Annotated in this window: 19 protein-coding genes and 1 pseudogene; 10 read left to right on the top strand and 10 right to left on the bottom strand. The window is 72.2% G+C overall.

What is annotated here, in order from left to right; all coding sequences use genetic code 11:
• Window positions 1–38: 38 nt before the first annotated feature.
• Window positions 39–1,331, bottom strand: coding sequence for an IS256 family transposase (locus V4Y03_RS30685; RefSeq protein ID WP_332437073.1), 1,293 nt, complete (start codon window positions 1,329–1,331; stop codon window positions 39–41).
• 436 nt (window positions 1,332–1,767) lie between these two features.
• A complete protein-coding gene (locus V4Y03_RS30680) occupies window positions 1,768–2,733 on the bottom strand; it encodes a pirin family protein (protein ID WP_332437072.1) in 966 nt (321 codons plus the stop codon).
• Between the two features lie 76 nt (window positions 2,734–2,809).
• Here V4Y03_RS30680 and V4Y03_RS30675 point away from each other — a divergent pair, with 76 nt between their 5' ends.
• The 4 genes from V4Y03_RS30675 to V4Y03_RS30660 all read left to right on the top strand — a co-directional run bounded on the left by V4Y03_RS30675 (window position 2,810) and on the right by V4Y03_RS30660 (window position 5,496).
• Complete coding sequence (locus V4Y03_RS30675) at window positions 2,810–3,184, top strand: tetratricopeptide repeat protein (RefSeq protein WP_442809480.1); 375 nt, start codon at window positions 2,810–2,812, stop codon at window positions 3,182–3,184.
• 51 nt (window positions 3,185–3,235) lie between these two features.
• Window positions 3,236–3,727, top strand: coding sequence for a hypothetical protein (locus tag V4Y03_RS30670; RefSeq protein WP_332437071.1), 492 nt, complete (start codon window positions 3,236–3,238; stop codon window positions 3,725–3,727).
• A 93-nt stretch (window positions 3,728–3,820) separates the two neighbouring features.
• On the top strand, window positions 3,821–4,513 hold the full coding sequence (locus tag V4Y03_RS30665) for a DUF305 domain-containing protein (RefSeq protein WP_332437070.1): 693 nt from the start codon (window positions 3,821–3,823) through the stop codon (window positions 4,511–4,513).
• Between the two features lie 107 nt (window positions 4,514–4,620).
• Entirely contained in the window at window positions 4,621–5,496 is an 876-nt protein-coding gene (locus V4Y03_RS30660; protein ID WP_332437069.1) for a F510_1955 family glycosylhydrolase, read from the top strand.
• A gap of 10 nt (window positions 5,497–5,506) precedes the next feature.
• On the opposite strand, the gene V4Y03_RS30655 is transcribed toward V4Y03_RS30660, so the two are convergent.
• Together V4Y03_RS30655 and V4Y03_RS30650 are read right to left on the bottom strand one after the other, a co-directional pair.
• A complete protein-coding gene (locus tag V4Y03_RS30655) occupies window positions 5,507–7,183 on the bottom strand; it encodes an amidohydrolase (RefSeq protein WP_332437068.1) in 1,677 nt (558 codons plus the stop codon).
• Between the two features lie 177 nt (window positions 7,184–7,360).
• On the bottom strand, window positions 7,361–8,764 hold the full coding sequence (locus V4Y03_RS30650) for a purine-cytosine permease family protein (RefSeq protein ID WP_443079850.1): 1,404 nt from the start codon (window positions 8,762–8,764) through the stop codon (window positions 7,361–7,363).
• A 186-nt stretch (window positions 8,765–8,950) separates the two neighbouring features.
• On the opposite strand from V4Y03_RS30650, the pseudogene V4Y03_RS30645 reads away from it, so the two are divergent.
• Window positions 8,951–9,544, top strand: a pseudogene (locus tag V4Y03_RS30645) (TetR/AcrR family transcriptional regulator); the annotation flags it as partial.
• Window positions 9,545–9,689: 145 nt separating this feature from the next.
• Here V4Y03_RS30645 and V4Y03_RS30640 read toward each other — a convergent pair.
• A complete protein-coding gene (locus tag V4Y03_RS30640; RefSeq protein ID WP_332437066.1) occupies window positions 9,690–11,138 on the bottom strand; it encodes a dihydrolipoyl dehydrogenase family protein in 1,449 nt (482 codons plus the stop codon).
• Between the two features lie 115 nt (window positions 11,139–11,253).
• On the opposite strand from V4Y03_RS30640, the gene trxA reads away from it, so the two are divergent.
• The gene (gene trxA, locus V4Y03_RS30635) at window positions 11,254–11,625 is read left to right on the top strand and encodes a thioredoxin (RefSeq protein ID WP_317875066.1); all 372 of its coding nucleotides are present in this window, start codon (window positions 11,254–11,256) and stop codon (window positions 11,623–11,625) included.
• A gap of 68 nt (window positions 11,626–11,693) precedes the next feature.
• Here the strand turns inward: trxA and V4Y03_RS30630 are convergent, their stop codons facing one another.
• The 3 genes from V4Y03_RS30630 to V4Y03_RS30620 all read right to left on the bottom strand — a co-directional run bounded on the left by V4Y03_RS30630 (window position 11,694) and on the right by V4Y03_RS30620 (window position 14,378).
• Entirely contained in the window at window positions 11,694–12,881 is a 1,188-nt protein-coding gene (locus tag V4Y03_RS30630) for a thiolase family protein (RefSeq protein WP_317875067.1), read from the bottom strand.
• Between the two features lie 175 nt (window positions 12,882–13,056).
• Window positions 13,057–13,326: a hypothetical protein gene (locus tag V4Y03_RS30625; protein WP_317875068.1), complete on the bottom strand. Its 270-nt coding sequence runs from the start codon at window positions 13,324–13,326 to the stop codon at window positions 13,057–13,059.
• A 17-nt stretch (window positions 13,327–13,343) separates the two neighbouring features.
• The gene (locus V4Y03_RS30620; protein WP_317875069.1) at window positions 13,344–14,378 is read right to left on the bottom strand and encodes a LacI family DNA-binding transcriptional regulator; all 1,035 of its coding nucleotides are present in this window, start codon (window positions 14,376–14,378) and stop codon (window positions 13,344–13,346) included.
• 156 nt (window positions 14,379–14,534) lie between these two features.
• Here V4Y03_RS30620 and V4Y03_RS30615 point away from each other — a divergent pair, with 156 nt between their 5' ends.
• The 4 genes from V4Y03_RS30615 (at window position 14,535) to V4Y03_RS30600 (ending at window position 18,265) form a co-directional block, all read left to right on the top strand.
• Complete coding sequence (locus V4Y03_RS30615) at window positions 14,535–15,773, top strand: MFS transporter (RefSeq protein ID WP_332437065.1); 1,239 nt, start codon at window positions 14,535–14,537, stop codon at window positions 15,771–15,773.
• Between the two features lie 40 nt (window positions 15,774–15,813).
• Window positions 15,814–16,521, top strand: a complete 708-nt coding sequence (locus V4Y03_RS30610) for an alpha/beta fold hydrolase (protein ID WP_317875071.1) — start codon at window positions 15,814–15,816, stop codon at window positions 16,519–16,521.
• Window positions 16,522–16,535: 14 nt separating this feature from the next.
• A complete protein-coding gene (locus V4Y03_RS30605; protein ID WP_056561854.1) occupies window positions 16,536–16,766 on the top strand; it encodes a hypothetical protein in 231 nt (76 codons plus the stop codon).
• A gap of 83 nt (window positions 16,767–16,849) precedes the next feature.
• On the top strand, window positions 16,850–18,265 hold the full coding sequence (locus V4Y03_RS30600; RefSeq protein WP_332437064.1) for a flotillin family protein: 1,416 nt from the start codon (window positions 16,850–16,852) through the stop codon (window positions 18,263–18,265).
• A 148-nt stretch (window positions 18,266–18,413) separates the two neighbouring features.
• Here V4Y03_RS30600 and V4Y03_RS30595 read toward each other — a convergent pair whose 3' ends face one another.
• Together V4Y03_RS30595 and V4Y03_RS30590 are read right to left on the bottom strand one after the other, a co-directional pair.
• Entirely contained in the window at window positions 18,414–18,584 is a 171-nt protein-coding gene (locus tag V4Y03_RS30595; protein ID WP_317875073.1) for a hypothetical protein, read from the bottom strand.
• Between the two features lie 77 nt (window positions 18,585–18,661).
• Entirely contained in the window at window positions 18,662–19,492 is an 831-nt protein-coding gene (locus tag V4Y03_RS30590) for a TIGR02452 family protein (RefSeq protein WP_332437063.1), read from the bottom strand.
• Window positions 19,493–19,494: the final 2 nt, after the last annotated feature.

Below are 19,494 nucleotides of genomic sequence, written 5' to 3'. Positions count from 1 at the left end.
GGTCTGTCAATCGAACGGTGTAACGAGGGTGGTTGGGGTTACTGACGAGCTGCGGAGAGCCGGCCGTCGAAGGTGATGTCGAAGGCGTTCAGAGCGGTCTTCCAGCGCAGGGTCCAGCGGGCCTGCCCCTTGCCGGTCGGGTCGAGCGACATGATCGCCATGTAGACGCACTTCAACGCGGCCTGCTCGTTCGGGAAATGCCCGCGGGCCTTGACCGCCCGCCGGATCCTGGCGTTCACCGACTCGATCGCGTTGGTCGTGCAGACGATGCGGCGGATCTCGGTGTCGAACCGCAGGAACGGGGTGAACTCCTCCCAAGCGTTCTCCCAGAGCCTGATGATCGCCGGATACTTCCGGCCCCACGTGTCAGCGAACTCGGCGAACCGTTCGAGCGCGGCCTCCTCGGTCGCGGCGGTGTAGACAGGCCTGAGGACCTTGGCGATCTTGTCCCAGTCCTGGCGGGCCGCATAGCGGAAGGAGTTCCGCAGCAGGTGGACCACGCAGGTCTGCACGATCGTCTTCGGCCAGACGGTCTCGACCGCGTCGGGCAGGCCCTTCAGCCCGTCGCAGACCAGCATGAGGACGTCGTTCACGCCGCGGTTCTTGATCTCGGTGAGGATGTGCATCCAGTGTTTGGCGCCCTCGCCGCCGTCCCCGGCCCACAGCCCCAGGATCTCGCGCCGGCCCTCGACGGTGACGGCCAGGGCGACATAGATCGGCCGGTTGGCGACGGCGCCGTCGCGGATCTTCACGTGGATCGCGTCGATGAACACCACCGGATAGACCGGGTCGAGGGGCCGGTTCTGCCATTCGGCCATGCCCTCGAGGACCTTGTCGGTGATCGTGGAGATCGTCTGGCGCGAGACATCGGCGCCATAGACTTCGGCCAGGTGGGCCTGGACCTCGCCGGTGGTCAGGCCCTTCGCGGACAGCGAGATGACCATCTCGTCCACGCCGGTCAGACGCTTCTGCCGCTTCTTGACGATCTTCGGCTCGAACGATCCGTCGCGGTCACGCGGCACGGTTATCTCCACCGGGCCGACGTCGGTCAGCACGGTCTTCGCACGGGTGCCGTTGCGGGAGTTGCCGCCGTTCTTCCCGGCCGGATCATGCTTGTCATAGCCGAGATGGTCGGTGATCTCGCCCTCCAGGGCGGACTCCAGCAGCCACTTCGTCAGCTGCTGCAGCAGTCCACCCTCGCCTGTCAGCTGCAGGCCCTCGGCCTGGGCCCGGGAGACCAGCTCGTCGATCAGCCGATCGTCCACCGCCCTCGCCGGCTGAGGCTCTATCGCCTCGCTGATCTCGGCCTCGGTCACGTTCTCACTGGTCATCGGTGCATCCTCCATGATCGGGAGTTACACCGAACGATTTACAGTCCCTCTGTCGGCCCATGTGCCGACGCGAGAGAGGCCCTTGCCGAGCATGACGCATCCGATGCCGCCCAGGGCGCATAGCAGGAGGGGCTCATACAGGACCTGCGTCTACCACGACACCTCGCCAGCCCATGAACGGCGCGGGCTACGGTGCCGAGACCGGCCCGCCCTCACCCTGCGCCGCACCGACGAGGCACCTGACGACCTGTCAGTAAAAGGTCAGCATTCAGCTGACCAGACCTGCTCGCACACGAGCACACTCTGGATACGCACCCGTCGACTGCGGTGACTGCGGGAGGCTGCGATACGTCCCCTCCCGCAGTCACCACGACAGCCACAGGCAGGGGTCGGACATTCCCCGACCCTGCATCGAATCAACAGAGAAAACCCCAGTTCAGCGCACCCTACCCCGCGCCTTCAGCTGGGTCGCCGGGACCTCCGGCGCGTCCAGGCGGGCGCCGCCGTAGCCCTTGACCTCGCCGAAGCGGTCGGACGTCATCCACGCCTCCCTCGCCTCGCGGATCTCCTCGTCCGCGCGGCCCACGAAGTTCCACCACATGACGATCTCCTCCTCGAAGGGCTCTCCGCCGAGGAGCATCAGGCCCGCGTCCGAGGCCGCGCGCAGCGGGAGCTCAGTACGGCCGCAGCCCAGGTAGAGCATGGAGCCGGGCAGGACGGGGACGCCGTCGACGTGGACCTCGCCGGACATCGCGAGGACCGCGTACTCGAAGTCCGGGTCCAGCGGAAGGTCCGTCTCGGTGCCGGCGGTCAGCGCGAGGTCGGCGCCGACGAGCGGGGTGTACGTGGTGCCGGGCGAGGCGGCACCGTCGAGGGCGCCCAGGATGACGGTGGCCGTGAGGCCCGGCGCGGTGACGCGGGGCAGCTCGGCATGGTGCTGGAAGTGCGGCTCGACATGGCGGTGGGCGTCGGGGAGCGCGACCCAGAGCTGGGCGCCGTGCAGGTAGCGGGCGTGCGGCCGGGGGCTCTCCTCGGAGTGGGAGATGGCACGGCCCGAGGTCATGAGGCCCAGCTCGCGCGGGCGGATGGTCTGGAGGCTGCCGGTGGAGTCGCGGTGCAGCACCTCGCCCTCGTGGAGCCAGCTGACGGTCTGGAGCCCCATGTGCGGGTGCGGCGGGACCTGCATGCCGGGTTCGTCGGCGATGTCGTCGGGGCCGTAGTGGTCGACGAAGGTCCAGGCGCCCACCATCCGCCGGCCGAGGTTCGGGAGCAGCCGGCGGACCTCGGTCGACTCGCCGAGGCGGACGTGCCGGGGGCTGAGGAGTTCCCGTACCGGCTCGGCGACGACGAAGCCGCGGCCACCGCACACGGTCAGGGCGGCCTGACGATCAAGATTGCTCATGACGCTCAACCCATCGTTGTGGAATGTTCAACCATCCAGGCTTGTTGACCTGGTCGACCGCCACACAGGGTGGCAGATGCGGGCCGCTGGAGAGGAAGACCAAGTGAGCGACACGTACTACGAGTTCGGAACGGCCGCAGAACGCTGGGACCGCGCCCGTTTCTTCTTCGACGCGAAGGAGTACGGAACCGCCGTCCGCATCCTGCGCGGCCTGGTCGCCGAGCACCCGGACCAGACCGCCCAGCGCCTGCTCCTCGCCCGTGCCTACTACCACTCCGCCCAGCTCTCGCGGGCCGAGACCGAACTGCGCGCCGTCCTGGAGCGCGACCCGGTCGAGCACTACGCCCGGCTGATGCTCGGGCGCGCCCTGGAGCGCCAGGGCCGCCCGGACGAGGCCGCGCCGCACCTGCGGATGGCCGCGGCCATGGCGGGCGAAACCCCGCCGTCCTGACGCGGGTCCGATACCCCGGCACGGTATATTCGGCAGCCAGGAGGCCTGGCTGTGCGTACACACCGAGCGGAACGCGGCAGACGAGCGGAAGGTGCCCTCGCGCACCTTCTGCTCGTCGTCGTGCTCGCGCTCGGCGTGTTCCTGATGCACGCCGTCGGACACCCGGAGGGCTCCGGCGGCGACATGGCGACCGCTCCCGCGTCGTCCACATCGTCATCGTCGTCGGTCGTGTCCTCGGCGACGGTCGCCGGTCAGTCGGCTCATACGTCCTCGTCGGCGGCCGTGACCACCGCCCGCGCCGCCGTCCCCCACGGCGGTGACAGCTCCGACGCCCGGCACGAGCCGGGTTCCGGGATGGACATGACCACCCTCTGCGTGGCCGTCCTCGCCGGGTGGCTGTTCGCGGGGCTCGTCCGCGCCGCCCTGGCGCGCCGCCCCGACTGGCTCACCCTCCTTCTCGCGCGGCTCACCCCCGCGCTCGGGCCGCACGCCCCTCCGGCCAGGCCCCCCGACCTCACCCGACTGTCCGTCCTGCGGATCTAGGCCGTACCGCCACCGCGGGCGCCTCGTGCTGCCCGTGAACGCTTCGGCCTGCCCTTTTCCGTCTGTACGAACAGCACACGAGGTCTCACCCACATGCGTACCTTCACGAACCGCACCGCCCGGAAGACGTCCCGGAAGACCGTCCGGACCACCGCCCGGAAGCTCGCTCTCGCCGGTGCCGTCACCGCTACCGGTCTCCTGCTCGCCGCCTGCGGCACCGACGACGGCATGAGCGGAACTGACCACGGCGGTATGTCCGCCTCCGCCACCACCGGCGCGCCCGCGTCCCCGCCCGCCGACGGCGCCGCCGCCCCCGCCCCGGGCGACTTCAACGACGCGGACGTCATGTTCGCGCAGATGATGATCCCCCACCACCAGCAGGCCCTGGAGATGGCGGAGCTCGCCGACGGGAGGGCGGAGGACCCCGAGGTCAAGAAGCTGGTCGCCGCGATCGAGCGGGCGCAGGACCCGGAGATCCAGAAGATGAAGGCCTGGCTCAAGGGCTGGGGCAGGCCCGAGTCCGCGAGCCACGGCTCCGGCGGCGGGCACAGCATGGCCGGGATGATGTCCGAGCAGGACATGAAGGACCTGGCCGCCGTCAAGGGCAAGGCCTTCGACCGCAAGTTCGCCGAGTTGATGATCGCCCACCACAACGGCGCCGTCGACATGGCGAAGGAGGAGCAGAAGAGCGGGACGAACGCCACGGCGAAGGCGCTCGCCGACGACGTGGTGCGGACCCAGTCCGAAGAGGTCGCCGCGCTGCGGAAGATCCTCGACCGGATCTGACCGGCCCGGACCCCCTTCCGCGCACCCGCACGCACGCGACACGCGGCCCGTCCCCTCGGGGGCGGGCCGCCCCGCCGCCGTACCCACTCTCCTCAGGCGAAAGAACGATGACGAAGCACTACTCCGGCCGCACGGCCGCCGCCCTCGCCACGCTGTCCCTCGCCGTGGCCCTCACCGCCTGTTCGGCCGATGCCGACACCGGCGCCGCGACGGACCCCGGCGCCGCCCTCAGCCACATCCACGGGCTCGGCCTCCGCGGCGACACCCTCTACGTCGCCACCCACCAAGGGCTCCACACCCCCGGCGCCGACGGCCGGCCCACACCGGTCGGCGACCGCCGGGACGACTTCATGGGCTTCACGGTCACCCCCGACGGCACCTTCCTGGCGAGCGGACACCCCGCACCGGGCGCCGCCGGGCCCGCCGACCTCGGCCTCGTCGCGTCGACGGACGCCGGGATCACCTGGCGGGAGAAGTCGCTCGGCGGCGAGGTCGACTTCCACGCCCTCGACACCGCCTCCGACTCCACCGTCTACGGATACGACAGCGCGAACGGACTGCTGCGGGTCAGCACCGACGGCGTCACCTGGGAGGACCGCGCCACCCTGCCCGCCCTCGACATCGCCGTCTCCCCCACCGCACCCGGGACCGTCCTGGCCACCACCGAGTCCGGCGTGGTCCGCAGCACGGACGGCGGCAGGACGTTCGCCCCGGGCGCGGGCCGGGTCCTCGCGTACGTCTCCTGGGGCGCCCCCGGCGCCCTCTTCGGCGTCGGTCCGGACGGCGTCCTCTTCCGGGGGACGGCCGGGGGCACCGTCTGGACCCGGGTGTCGACCGTCCCGGGCGGCGCCCCGCAGGCGCTCACCGTCGTCGACGCGCGCCGGCTGCTCGTCGCCACCCAGGACGGGGTGTACGAGTCCCGGGACGCGGGAGTCCGCTTCGAGCGGCGCGTCGCGGTGACCACCGGGGAGGGCGGCCACTGACGGGGGCGGGTCAGCGTTCCACGACGACCTCTCCGCCCACCACGACGGTCTCCGCGACCGTGCCGGGGATGTCCTCCGGCGCGATGCGGAGGATGTCCCGGGAGAGGACGACGAAGTCGGCGAGCTTGCCGACGGTGAGTGAACCCCGTTCGTCCTCGAGGAAGTTGGCGTAGGCGGAGCCCATCGTGTAGCCCTCGACGGCGGTGGCGACATCGATCGTCTCACCCGCCGTCCAGGCCTCCCCGCCGCCGGGCGGGCGGCGGGTGACGGCGGCGTGGATGCCGACCATGGGGTCCATCTCGGCGACGTTCCAGTCGCTGGAGAGGGCGAGGACGGCGCCGGCGGCGTGCAGGCTGCGCAGCGGCCAGGCCTTGTGCCAGCGGTCGGGGCCGACGTTCTCGGCCCAGTCCTGGCCCGGTCCCGCGATGTCCGGGGCGGCGTGCCGGGGCTGCATGCACGCGACGACGCCGAGCGCGGCGAAGCGCGGGGTGTCGGCCGGGTCGAGGCATTCGACGTGGACGATCTGGTGGCGGGCGTCGCGCGGCCCGTTGGCCGCGCGGGCCCGCTCGACGGCGTCGAGGACCGTACGGATGCCCCGGTCGCCGGTGGCGTGGACGAAGCACTGGAAGCCGCGCGCGTCGAGGCGGGTGAGCAGTTCCGCGAACTCCTCGGGAGGGTAGAAGGTGTCGCCGCGGTGGTGGGAGCAGCCCGCGTACGGTTCCAGGAGCGCGGCCGTACGCGGTTCCACGACGTCGTCGATGTAGAGCTTGAGCGGTCCGACGCGAAGCCGGTCGTCCGCGAACTCCTCGGCAGCCGCCCGGAATTCGTCGAGGTCGTGGTCGGTGGTGCCGCGCGGGTGGAAGAGCGCGGCGACGATCCGGGAGCGCAGCCGGCCCTCGGTGCGGGCGCGCTCGAAGAGGGCGAGGTCGTCCAGGGAGTTCTGGGGTTCGACGACGGTGGTGATGCCGAAGCCGATGGCGTCGTCGAGGCTCTTGGCGAGCCGGCCGTACTGCCGGTCCGGCGCCGCCCAGGGCAGGCCGAGCTCGCGCAGGGCGCGGTGGCCCTCGCGGGAGAGCCCCTTGACGGCGAAGTCCTTGACGAATCCGGTGGGTTCGCCGGTGGTGGGGTCGGTGACGGCCCGCCCGAAGGGCAGGTCGGTGTGGTCGCGGTCGACGCCGAGGCGCCGCAGCGCGGCGGTGTTGAGCCAGGCGGTGTGGACGTCGTAGCTGAGGACGAGGGCGGGGGTGTCGCCGGTGGCCGGGTCGAGGTCGGCGGCGGTGGGCATGCGCCCTTCGGGGATCGCGGAGTAGTCGAAGGCCTCGGCCTCGATCCACTCGGCGGCGGGGTGCGCGGTGTGCCAGGCGCGGATCCGGGTGTGGATCGCGTCCAGGGTGCGGGCGCCCGCGAGTTGGACGCAGGCGTCGTCGGAGCCGAGGCGGACGTGGTTGTGGGCGTCGACGAAGCCGGGCAGGACGAGCCGGCCGCCGGCCCGGAGGACCCGGGTGCCGGGCCCGGTCCAGGGGCCGGCCTCGGCGTCGGAGCCGATCCAGACGATCCGTCCGGCGCGGACGGCGAGGGCCTGGGCCTCGGGCAGTGCGGGGTCGACGGTGTGGATCCGGGCCCCGGTGAGGAGGAGGTCGGCGGGAGCGACGGGGGCTTCGGGGGTGGTCGGGGTGGCGCCGTTCATACGGGGTGACTCCGTGACGTTCGTACGAGGGGGGTCGGTGCGGTTCGGGCGGGCCGGCGGGCGGGGTGCCGATGCGGTTCGGGCACGGGCACGGGTGCCGATGCGGTTCGGGCACGGGCACGGGTACCGATGCGGTTCAGGCACGGGTACCGGTGCGGTTCGGGCGGGACGCCGGTCTCAGGCGCGGATCGGCGTCACGGTCCGGCGGGCGAGGAGCACGTACACCAGGGCCGAGACCGCCGCGCCGAGCAGGGTGAGGTCCGCGCCGCCGAGCGGGGCGACGAGCGGGCCGGTCCACAGCTCGGAGTCGCAGGTGAGCGCGGAGAACAGCAGTCCTGAGACGAGCGCGATCACACCGGCCGGGTGCCAGCCGGAGCGGTACCAGTAGGGGCCACCGCCGCTCGCGTGCAGGCCGGCGGAGTCGTAGGTGCAGCGGCGGAGCACCATGTCGGCGAGGAAGACGCCGCCCCAGGGGGCGAAGACGATGATCAGGAGGGAGAGGAAGGAGAGCAGCGAGGTGGTGAAGTCGGTGAGGAAGAGCGCGCCGAGGGAGCCGAGCGCGGTGACGGCGGCGCTGATGACGATGGCGCGGGCGCGGCTCCAGGGGATGCCGAGGACCTGGAGGTTCAGGCTGGAGGAGTAGAGCGTGATGATCGAGTTGGTGACGGATCCGCCGAGGACGAGGGCGAGGAAGAGCGGCTGGAACCAGCCGGGCAGCAGGCTCTCGGTGCCCGCGACGGCGTCGGTCATGTCGACCTGCGTCGCGGCGGCCACCCCGGCCACTCCGAGGGCGACGGAGGAGACGAAGCCGCCGAGGGCTCCGCTCCAGGTCACGGCCTTGAGGGAGGTCGTACGCGGCAGGTAGCGGGTGTAGTCGGCGGGCATCGGGAGGTACGAGAAGGGGCCCGCGAGCATGACGACGAAGGCGAGGCTCCAGCCGGAGGCGCCGGGCGCGGCGGCGGGGGCGGTGGTGTCGGCGCCGGGGAGGACGAGGACGAGCAGGACGGCGAAGCCGGCGGCGAGGACGTAGGCCATCCAGCGTTCGGCGAACTGGACGGTGGCGTGGCCCCAGAGGGCCACGGCGAAGGTCAGCGCGAGGGTGACGGCGAGCGAGAGGGCGCGGACGGCGCCGCCGTGCCAGCCGAGGTCGGCGAAGAAGGCTTCGAGGGCGAGGGTGCCGACCACCGTGTTCACGATGGTGTAGCCGATGCTGACGATCCAGTTGAGCAGGCCGGCGGGCCAGTTGCCGCGCGGGCCGAACGCGGCGCGGGAGATGACGAGGGTGGCGGTGCCGGTGCGTACGCCGCTGAGTCCGGCGGCGCCGATGGCGAGGAAGGAGAGGCCGCCGAGCACGACGACGGCGGTGGCCTGCCAGAAGGAGAGCCCGAAGGCGACGGCGAGGGCGCCGTTGATGACATAGGTGAAGGTGAGGTTCGAGCCGAACCAGAGCCAGAAGACCTCTTTGGCGCCGCCGTGCCGTTCGGCGTCGGGTATGGGGTCGATGCCGTGCTCCTCGACCCGGAAGACCTCGTCGGTCGCCGTCGGGCCTTTGGTCACTTGCTCCGTCTCGTGTCCGAGCACACCGCACTCCTGTCTTGGATGCCGCTTTTGTCTGGGATGCCATCTTGAGTGGTTTCTTGAATGCCGTTCTAAGTTCTAGAACGGCATTCAAGATGTGCGATGAGTCCGGGCCACGTCAAGACCTTCGGAGGTTGCGGTTAAGGTCGATCCCGGACACGGCGGAGCGGATGGACGGGGGCGGCGGCGATGGCGGGCGCGGCACGACGGCGGGACGGACACGTCACCCAGGAGCGGATGCTGGAGGAGGCCATGACGGCGATCGCCGAGGACGGCCTCGCCTCCCTCACCATGTCGGCGCTCGCGGAGCGGCTCGGCACGAGCGGCGGCCACATCCTGTACTACTTCGGCAGCAAGGACCTGCTGCTGCTCGCCGCCCTCCGCTGGAGCGAGGCCGCGCTCGCCGAGGAGCGCGCCGCACTGCTGTCGCGGCGGACCACGGCCGAGCGCAAGCTCGACCACTTCCTGCGGCTCTACCTTCCGCGCGGCCCGCGCGACCCGCGCTGGACACTGTGGATCGAGCTGTGGGCCCGCACCCCCGGCAACAGCGCGCTCCGGGAGGCCCAGGACGAGCTGGACCGCGCCTGGCGGGAGGACCTGGAGTCGCTGCTCTCCGCCGGTGTGGCGCGACGGCGCTTCGCGCCCCTCGACGCCGCCGCTCGCGCCTCCGAACTCCTGGCCTTGCTCGACGGGTTGAGCACCCGCGTGGTCCTGGGCCAGGAGTCCGGCCGGGACGAACGCACCGCCCTGGAGGTGGCCCGCTCGGCGGCGCGCGCGCTGATCACCCCGTACGCACCGGAGGGCGGCGACCCCGCCGACGACCCGGAGGGCGGCGCCGCAACCCGGACCCCCGCCGGACCCCAGGAGGGCGCCGCAACCACCCCAACCCTCGGCAACTCTCCTTCGACGGCAAGAGTCTGACGAACCCTCAGCCCCGGTACGCCTCCAGGAGCCGCAGCCACACCTCGCTCAGCGTCGGGTACGACGGGACGGCGTGCCACAGCCGGGCGATCGGGACCTCGGCGACGACCGCGACCGTCGCCGCGTGGACGAGTTCCCCGATGCCGGGACCGACGAAGGTGACACCGAGGAGCACCTCGCGGTCGAGGTCGACGACCATCCGGGCATGCCCCCGGTAGCCCTGGGCGTACAGTCCGGCGCCCGCGACCTGCCGCATGTCGAGGTCGACCGCCCGCACCCGGAACCCGGCCCGCTCGGCCTCCGCGAGCGACAGGCCGACGGCGCCCGCCTCGGGGTCGCTGAACACCACCTGGGGGACGGCGGCGTGGTCGGCGGTGGCCGCGTGCGGGCCCCAGCCCGCCCCGTCGAAGGCCTTGCCGTCCTGGGCACGGGCGGCGATGGCCGCGCCGGCGATCCGCGCCTGGTACTTGCCCTGGTGCGTGAGGAGCGCGCGGTGGTTGACGTCCCCTACGGCGTACAGCCAGTCGCTGCCCGTGACCCGGAGGCTGTCGTCGACGTCGAACCAGGAGCCGGGCTTCAGGCCCACCGTGTCCAGGCCGATGTCCTCGGTGCGCGGGGACCGGCCGGTCGCGAACAGCACCTCGTCGGCCTCGACGTGGTCGCCGCCCTCCAGGACGACGGTGACCGGTCCCGTACCGCCGTCGCGCACGACCGCGCTGACGGAGACGCCGGTACGGATGTCGGCGCCGCGGGCGGTGAGCGCCTCGGCCACGTGATCGCCGACGAAGGGTTCCATCCGGGGGAGCAGGCCCCCGCCCCGTACGAGCATCGTCACCTGCGCGCCGAGGGCCTGCCAGGCGGTGGCCATCTCCACGCCGACCACTCCCCCGCCGACCACGGCCAGCCGCCGGGGCACCTCGCCGGAGCTGGTGGCCTCACGGCTCGTCCAGGGCCGCGCCCCGGCCAGTCCGGGCAGGTCGGGGAGGACGGCGCGGGTGCCGGTACAGACGGCGACCGCGTGCCGGGCGGTGAGGACATGGCGCTCGCCCTCGGGACCTGTGACCTCGACCCGGCGGGGGCCGTGGAGACGGCCGTGCCCCCGGAAGACCCGTACGCCGATCGAGTCCAGCCAGTCCACCTGGCCGTCGTCCTTCCAGTGGCCGACCACCTCGTCCCGGTGGGCGAAGACCTCCAGGGCGTCCAGGGGTCCGTAGACCGACTCGCGCAGCCCTGCGACCTTTCGGGCGTCGGAGCGGGCGAGTACCGGCCGGAGGAGCGCCTTGCTGGGCATGCAGGCCCAGTACGAGCACTCGCCGCCGAGCAGTTCGCTCTCGACGATCGCCGCGGTGAGGCCGGCGGCCCGCACACGGTCGACGACGTTCTCCCCCACCGGGCCGCCGCCCAGGACCACCACGTCGTACGCGTACTCGTGTTCTACTTCGACCGTTCGTGTCATGGGCCCCAGTCTGCTCCAGGCAGCCGGAATAGCACGGCTCGATACGCCGTTGTGCCGGTCGAGTCCCCAGGGGACCGTGAGGACACCGCCAGGAGACCCCCGAAAGGTAGGCAGCATGAGCACCGTAACGCTCACCAAGGACAACTTCGACGAGATCGTCAGCGGAAACGGGTTCGTCCTGATCGACTTCTGGGCTTCCTGGTGCGGTCCCTGCCGTCAGTTCGCGCCGGTCTTCGAGGCCGCGTCGGAGCGTCACCAGGATCTCGTCTTCGCGAAGGTCGACACCGAGGCGCAGCAGGAGCTCGCGGCGGCGTTCGAGATCCGCTCGATCCCGACGCTGATGATCGTGCGGGACAACGTGGCGGTCTTCGCGCAGCCGGGCGCGCTGCCCGAGGCGGCGCTGGAGGACGTGATCGGCCAGGCGCGGAAGCTGGACATGGACGAGGTCCGCAAGTCCGTGGCGGCAGCGGCGGCCGAGCAGAAGTGACCCACGGCGAGGGGGGTACGGGAGAGGCTCCCGTACCCCCCTCGCGCCGTGTGTGAGGCCCTGCCGGCTCAGCGCTCCAGGACCAGGGCGAGGCCCTGGCCGACGCCGATGCAGAGGGCGGCGAGGCCGGTGCCCGAGCCGGCCGCCGCCAGCTGGTGGGCCACCGATCCGGCGAGCCGGGCACCCGAGGCGCCGAGCGGATGGCCGAGGGCGACGGCCCCACCGCGAGGATTCACGATCTCGGGGTCCAGTTCCGGCCATTCGGCGAGGCAGCCGAGCGCCTGGGCGGCGAAGGCCTCGTTGAGCTCGAAGGTCCGCAGGTCGGCGAAGGAGCGGCCGGACTTCTCCAGGGCCCGGCGGACCGCCGCTACCGGGCCGAGTCCGAAGAGCTGGGGCTCGATGCCGGTGACCGCGGAGGCGCGGATGCGGGCCAGCGGCTCCCGTCCGGTCTCGCGCAGTCCGTCCTCGTCGACCAGCAGCAGGGCCGCCGCACCGTCGTTGAGCGGCGAGGAGTTGCCCGCGGTGACGGTGCCGCCCTCGGGGCGGAAGGCGGGCTTCAGCCTGGCGAGGGTCTCCATGGTGGAGCCCTCGCGGATGCACTCGTCGCGGGCGAGGTCCACGCCCGGGTAGGGCACGACCTCGTCGTCGTAGAGGCCCTTCGCCCAGGCCTCGGCGGCCTTGCGGTGGCTGTCGAGGGCGAAGGCGTCCTGCCGCTCGCGGGTGAGGCCGTGCCGGTCGGCGATCTGCTCGGCGCCCTCGCCGAGCGCCACCGTCCACTCGGCGGGCATGCGCGGGTTGGTCATGCGCCAGCCGAGGGTGGTCGAGTGGAGCTGCTGGTGGCCCGCGGGGAAGGCCCGCTCGGGCTTCTGCAGGACCCAGGGGGCGCGGGACATCGACTCGACGCCGCCGGCGATGGCCACGGAGGCGTCTCCGAGGGCGATGGCGCGGGCCGCCTGGACGACGGCTTCGAGGCCGGAGCCGCAGAGCCGGTTGACGGTGACGCCGGGGACGGAGACCGGCAGTCCGGCGAGGAGGACGGCCATCCGCGCCACGTCGCGGTTGTCCTCGCCCGCGCCGTTGGCGTCACCGAAGTAGACGTCGTCGACGAGCGCGGGGTCGAGCGCCGGCGAGCGGTCGACGAGCGCCCGCACGACGTGTGCCGCGAGGTCGTCGGGACGGACGGAGGCGAGGGCGCCGCCGAACTTCCCGATCGGGGTGCGGACGGCGTCGACGATGTAGACGTCGCGGATGCTCATCGGTTCTCTCCCACGTGGCCTTCGGAACGACTCTGCTCGCCTGGTGAAAGGATTTTCGCCCCGGCGCGCGCAGAGTCTCTGCCCGGAGGCCCGCCGTGTCAACGGGCCCTTTCCCGACACGGCGACGCGCCGCGCCGGGCGGCACCGCGGGCCGAGGCGCGGAGAAGCCCCCAGGTCAGACGCGTGCGGCCGGCCGCACCAGGGCCGTCAGGCCGTAGTCGAGCTCGCGTCCGTCGACGAGCAGGGCCTCCACCGTCCGCGTCTCGGGGTCGATGTCGGCCCTGATGCCATGTCCCTCGTAGATCGGGTAGCCCGTCTCACCGTGCCGCCCGGTGGCCTCGACGACGGCGGATCGTACGGCGCTGTCCGTCACGGACGCGTCGCCCCGGTCCTCGACGTGCGCGGGCACCAGCAGGATCTCGAAACGCTTCGGAACAGTGCTCATGCACCGACGCTAAGCGCTCAGCTGGACTCCCGCCGGATGACCCGCGAGTCCGGCATGGCGCGGGTGCGCGGCGGCACCTCCGGCTCCCGTACGGCCCGGTCGACCAGCTCCGCCAGCTCACGGCCGCGCACCATGTCGAACCGTACGGTGCTCAGCCGGGGCCGCAGGAGACGGCCGAGGAGGAGGTCGTCGGCGCCGATGACGGCGGTGTCCTCGGGCACGGCGACGCCCGCGTCCTGGAGCGACCTCATCAGGAGCATCGCGTACTCGTCGTTGTAGGCGAAGACGGCGTCGAGGCCGAGCTCGCGCCAGCGCCCGGCGAGCGCGTCGGCCGACTCCTCGTCGTACCGCAGCGTCAGGGGTACGACGGTGGCGTCGGTGCCCTCGGCGGCGCGCCGGGCGCCTTCGAGGCGGGGGCCGGAGAACATCGCGAGCCCCGGCTCCTCCGGCACGACGACCCCGATGCGGCGCCGGCCGCTCTCGATCAGGTGGGCGGCGGCCACCTCGCCGACGCGTGTCTGGTCCGACACCAGGGTGTGGGCGCCCTCGACGCCGCCGGCGCCGAGGGTGATCACGGCCCTCGCCCCGGACCGCTTGAGGATCTCGACGCCTTGCGGGGTCAGCTGGATCTCGCCGAGCGAGACCACGGCCACCGGCCGCAGCTCGGCCCAGGCACGAGCGGCCTCGTCGGCTTCGAGGCCGACGCTGCCGTACTGGACCACGGTGTAGTCGAGGCGCCGCAGAGCCCATTGGAACTCGTTGAAGAGCTGGCTGTACAGCGGTCCGACCGGGACGTGGGAGCTGGGCATCAGCACCATGCGGCTGTGGCCGGCGCGCAGGCTGCGGGCGGCGGCGTGCGGCACGTACCCCAGCTCCTCGGCCGCCTCGCGCACCCGTTGCCGGGTGGGCTCGCTGATGCGGACGGCCGAGGTGTTGTTCAGGACGTACGAGACGGTGGCCCGGGACACGCCCGCGAGGCGGGCGACATCGGCGCTGGTCGGGACCGGCCGTCCGGCGGGACGTTCGGGGGAGTGTTCGCTTGGCTTGCTCATCGCTCCGGCATCTTTCCAGAACGATCCGGCTCAGGGGCTGGCGGATGGCCTGAAATGAGTGCTACACAGTGTTTACACGTGTCAGTGACACGAGTAATTCTCTCATTCGATTCCGCTTCTCGCCCGCCCCCCGGGCGATCTCCTCAGGAGGGCAACGTGGCCCTTTCTACGACCCAAGGCCCCGACTCCCCCTCGGCCACCGCACGGCCGACGCGGGGCCTGCTGCCTCTGCTCCTCGCCGGGAACACGGCCATGTACGCCCTGTACATCGGCGTCCCCGGCATGCTCCTCGCCCTCCAGATCGAGGAGATCGACCCCGTCGACAAGGTGGCGAACTTCGGCCTCGTCTCCGGCATCTCCGCGATCTTCGCCACCGTGTTCAACCCGGTGGCGGGCGCCCTCTCGGACCGCACCGGCCGCCGCAACCCGTGGATCCTCGCCGGCGGTCTGCTCGCCCTCCCGGTGATGTTCCTCCTCGGCAGCGTCCACACGATCCTGCTCGTGACCATCGTCTGGTGTCTCGGCCAGGCGGTCATGAACATCTACCAGGCGGCCCTGACCTCCGTGGTGCCCGACCGGGTCCCGCTCGCCGCCCGGGGCAAGGCCTCCGCGGCCGTCGGTCTCGGCCTCCCCATCGGCTCGACGATCGGCGCCCTCGTCGGCGCGGCCTTCTCCGAGCACTACCGCACCGGCTACCTCGTCTTCGGCGCGATCATCGCGGCCACCGCCGTGCTCTTCACCACCTGCGCCCGCGAGGAGCGGATGCCCGCCAAGGCACCGATGCCCGTCAAGGAGCAGCTCGCGGCCTTCGGCAGCGCCCTGAAGAACCACGACTTCCGCTGGGCCTTCATCGGCCGCGCCCTGCTCATCCTGGGCTACTTCTCGGTCGCCGGGTTCCAGCTGTACATCCTCAAGGACCACACCGAGCTGCCCGCCGGGCTGAGCGCCGAGGAGGCGGTGGCGATCCTCATGCCGCTCAACGCGGTCGCCATGATGGTCTCCACCGTGCTCGGCGGCTGGCTCTCGGACCGGTTCGACCGGCGCAAGCTCTTCGTCGGCGCCTCCGCCGCGCTCGCCGCCGTCGCCCTGCTCATCCCCGCCCTGTCGGCGAGCTGGACCGCGATGCTCGCCTTCTCCGCCGTCAACGGGCTGGGCTTCGGCTGCTACATGGCCGTCGACACCGCCCTGGTGACCATGGTGCTGCCCAAGGCCGAGGACGCCGCGCGGGACATGGGCGTCCTCAACGTCGCCAACGCCGGCCCGCAGATCGTCGCCCCGTTCGTGGCCTCGCTCATCGTCTCGCTCAGTGGCGGATACACGGTGCTGTTCCTGATCGCCGCCGTACTGTCGGTGCTCGGCGCGCTCGCCGTGCGCCCCATCCGCAGCGTGCGCTGATCCGCGTCGGCGCCCGCAGCACCGTCAGAGAGGCGGCACCGTGCGCCTGCACACCACCACCTGGGGATCCGGGGACCGGATCGCCCTGCTCGTCCACGGACTCATGGCCGACCACCGCACCTGGCGGCGGGTAGGACCGGCGCTCGCGGAGCGCGGCTACCGGGTGGTCGCGGTGGACCTGCGGGGGCACGGGGCCAGCGGGCGGGCCGCGGGCCCGGAGGCGTACCGGCCGGAGGACCACGTCGAGGACCTCGTCGAAACCCTTCCGGCCGGTGCGGAATTGGCCCTGGGGCATTCGCTCGGCGGGCTCGTGCTCGCCGGCGCCCTCGACCGGCTGGCGCCGGCCCGCGCGGTCTTCTCCGACCCGGCCTGGCACCTGGGCGCGGGCCCCGGCGGCTACCGGGCCGACCTCTTCGTCCGGGGCAAGTCGATGACCCGGGGGCAGATCAAGGGGTTCAACCCGCACTGGTCCGACGAGGACGTCGACACCGAGATGGCGTCGGTACGCGACTGGGACGAGCGGACGGCCCACGGTCTGATGGGGTCCGTGGGGGCCGACCTGTGGCCGGCGAGCGCGAGTGTCCCCTCCCTGGTCACCCTCGCCGATCCGAGCCTGCTGGTCTCCCCCGGGGCCGCCCGGATGCTGGAAGGCCGCGGCTTCACCGTCCGTACGGTGGCGGGGACGGGCCACACGATCCACCGGGACGACTTCGGCGGATTCATGTCCGCTCTGGACGACTGGATCTGACGTACCGTTCAGTCATGGACGACGCTTCGATGGACTCCGCGATGGTGGGACTGCTCGGCCGGGTGACCGGCACCGTGGGGCCCGGCCTCGTGGGTGAGGTGATCGTCCGGATCCGGGGCGGCGCCGAGCACTTCCTCGCCCATCCGGCCTCGGCCAAGGAGCGGATCGAGGTCGGGACGGTGGTGATGGTCATGGAACATCTCCCTCCTCGCACCGTCTATGTCACAGCCGCGTACGACAGTTGACCGAACCGTTGAGCCGCGGCGGTCGCGGGCGCACACTCCCTTCACCGGATCCACGTCGGCTCCGGTGAAGGGGGACCTTGCCCATGAGCTTCGGCATTCTGGCGGGCGTCGTCGTCGGCGCCCTCGCCGTTCTCATCATCGTGTTCAAAATGATGTGGCGCGTCGCGGAACCCAACGAGGCGCTGATCATCTCCGGTTCCAACCACAAGAACGAAGGCCTCGGCGCGGGGATGGGATTCCGCATCGTCACCGGGCGCGGCACGCTGGTGCTGCCCGGGGTGCAGGCGGTGCGCAAGCTCTCGCTCGACCTCAACGAGACCCAGCTGTCGGTGGAGTGCGTCACCCACCAGGGCATCCCGCTCAAGGTCCGCGGTGTGGTGATCTTCAAGGTCGGTGACGACTTCGTGTCGATCGCCAACGCCGCCCGCCGTTTCCTCGACCAGCAGAAGCTGATGTCGGAGCGGGTGCACATCGTCTTCGCCGGTCATCTCCGCGCCATCGTCGGCGGGTTGACCGTGGAGGACATGATCCGTGACCGGGAGAAGCTGACCGGGCAGGCGCGTTCGGCCTGTGGCACGGAGATGGAGAAGCTCGGTCTGATCGTCGACTCGCTCCAGATCCACGAGATCGAGGACCCGACCGGGTACATCAAGAACCTCGCCGCCCCGCACGCGGCGGCCGTCACGCGCGACGCCCGGATCGCGCAGGCCGAGGCGAACCGGCGGGCGACCGAGGCCGAGCAGCAGGCCGCGGCCCGGATGTCGGAGGCGACCCGCGACAGCGAGATCCTCCAGGCGGGCTACCAGGCCGAGCGGGACCAGGCGTCCGCGCGGGCCCGGCAGGCCGGTCCGCTGGCCGACGCGGCCTCCCGCCAGGAGGTCGTCGTCCAGGAGACCCGGGTCGCCGAGCTGGAGGGACACCGCAAGGAGCAGCAGCTCCAGGCGGAGGTCCGCAAACCGGCCGACGCGATGGCGTACGAGACCCGGACGCTGGCCGCGGCCGAGCGTGACGCCCGGATCTCGGCGGCCGAGGCCGAGGCGAAGGAGACCGAGCTGGCGAGCGCCGCCGCGGCGACGGCCACCCGGCTCACAGGTGAGGCCGAGGCCGCGGCGCAGCACGCCAAGGGGCTCGCGGTCGCCGAGGCGACCCGGGCGAAGGGTCTGGCGGAGGCCGAGGCGATCAAGGCGCGTGCGGCGGCGCTCGCGGAGAACCAGGAGGCCGTGGTCGCGCAGCAGTTGGCGGAGAAGTGGCCCGAGATCGTCCAGGCGGGCGCTTCCGCGTTCGGGAACGTGGACCAGATGGTGCTGCTGAACGGCGCCGACGGGATGGCGGACGTGTTCGCCAAGGCGCTGACCATGGGCGGGACCGGTCTCGGTCTGGCCCGGCAGCTGCTCGCCACGATGAACCCGGGCGCCCCGGAGCGGCTGGGCGGCGCGGTGCCGCCGGCGCCCCGGGCGTCGGGGGAGAGCGTGGAGATCACGGTCGGCGACGGGGAGTAGCCGGCGCCGGAGGCGGCTCTCCGGAACCGCGAGGTTCCGGAAGCCGTGACGTCGGTTCCGGAGACCGGAGCCGGTGAACACGCGGGGGCCCGGTGCCGTCATGGCGCCGGGCCCTCTCGCGTACCCCCGTAGGGCTTCTCGTTCCGGCTCAGTTGTGGCCGAACTTCCGTTCCTTGCGGTGGGACGCGTGCTCGACGAGTGGCATCGAGGTCTCGCTCTTGGGAGCCGTCGAGGTCTGTTCCTTCGCGGTGGCCTCGGTGCGGTGCTCATGGCCGCCGGTACGGGCTCCCCGGTTCGTGCGGGTCTGTTTCTTGCCCACGATCGTGCCTCCCGTGACGGGTGTCGGACGATGGTCCGTATCCCTTCAGCCTGGCACGGAGCCCCTGGCGCCGCATGTCAGGAGGCTGGGGCGACGACCCGGGCGAAGGCGGCCAGGGTGGGGGCGCCCTGGGCGCGGTCCAGGACGGCGAAGACGATCTCCTCGAAGTGGCCGGCGAAGCGGCCGTCACCGGTGAGCAGGGCCTTGAAGGCGCCGGCGACGTCCTCCGGGGCGTTCTGGAAGACCCCGCAGCCCCAGGCGCCGAGGACGAGCCGCCGGTATCCGGAGGCGGCGGCCGTCTCCAGGACGCGTTCGGCGCGGGCGGCCAGCGCGGCGGGCAGCAGCCCGGCGCGTTCGGGGGTGCTGCGGCGGACGACGCCGGCGTTGGGCGCGGGTGAGGTGAGGAAGCCGACGGTGAAGGGGGCGTCGAGGAGGGTGCCCCGGTCGTCGCGGAAGACGGGGACCCTGGGCGAGTGGATGACCCGGTCGGTGTAGAAGGCGTCCCTTTCCTCGCGGTGGTGGGCGTAGTAGGCGGGGGCGCGGAGCAGGGTGGCGTGGAGGGCGGAGGAGCGGCAGAGGGCCTCTTCCTGGGCCTGGGCGCCGTTGAGGTAGCCGCCGCCGGGGTTGCGGGCGGAGGCGAAGTTCAGGACGGCGACCGGGCGGTCGGCGTCGGCGCCGGTCATCCGGCGGGCGGCCCGGAGGCTGCTCTCGGGGGTGACGTGGAGGGTGGGCACGCGGTCGGTGTCCGGGGTGACGGGGACGGGCCCGGGGCCGTGGAGACGGGTTCCGGCCAGCGCGGCGGCCAGGTCCTCGGCGAGGGAGACGGTCCGGCCGTCCGGGGCGCGGTAGTGGCCCGCGGCGACGATCTCCTCGGTCTGACGCGCGAGGGCGCGCAGTCGTGCACTCATGG

The organism is Streptomyces sp. P9-A4, from assembly GCF_036634195.1.
Taxonomy (GTDB): domain Bacteria; phylum Actinomycetota; class Actinomycetes; order Streptomycetales; family Streptomycetaceae; genus Streptomyces.
The sequence above is the reverse complement of the archived record's forward strand: the minus strand, read 5'-3'. Positions and strand labels throughout refer to the sequence as shown.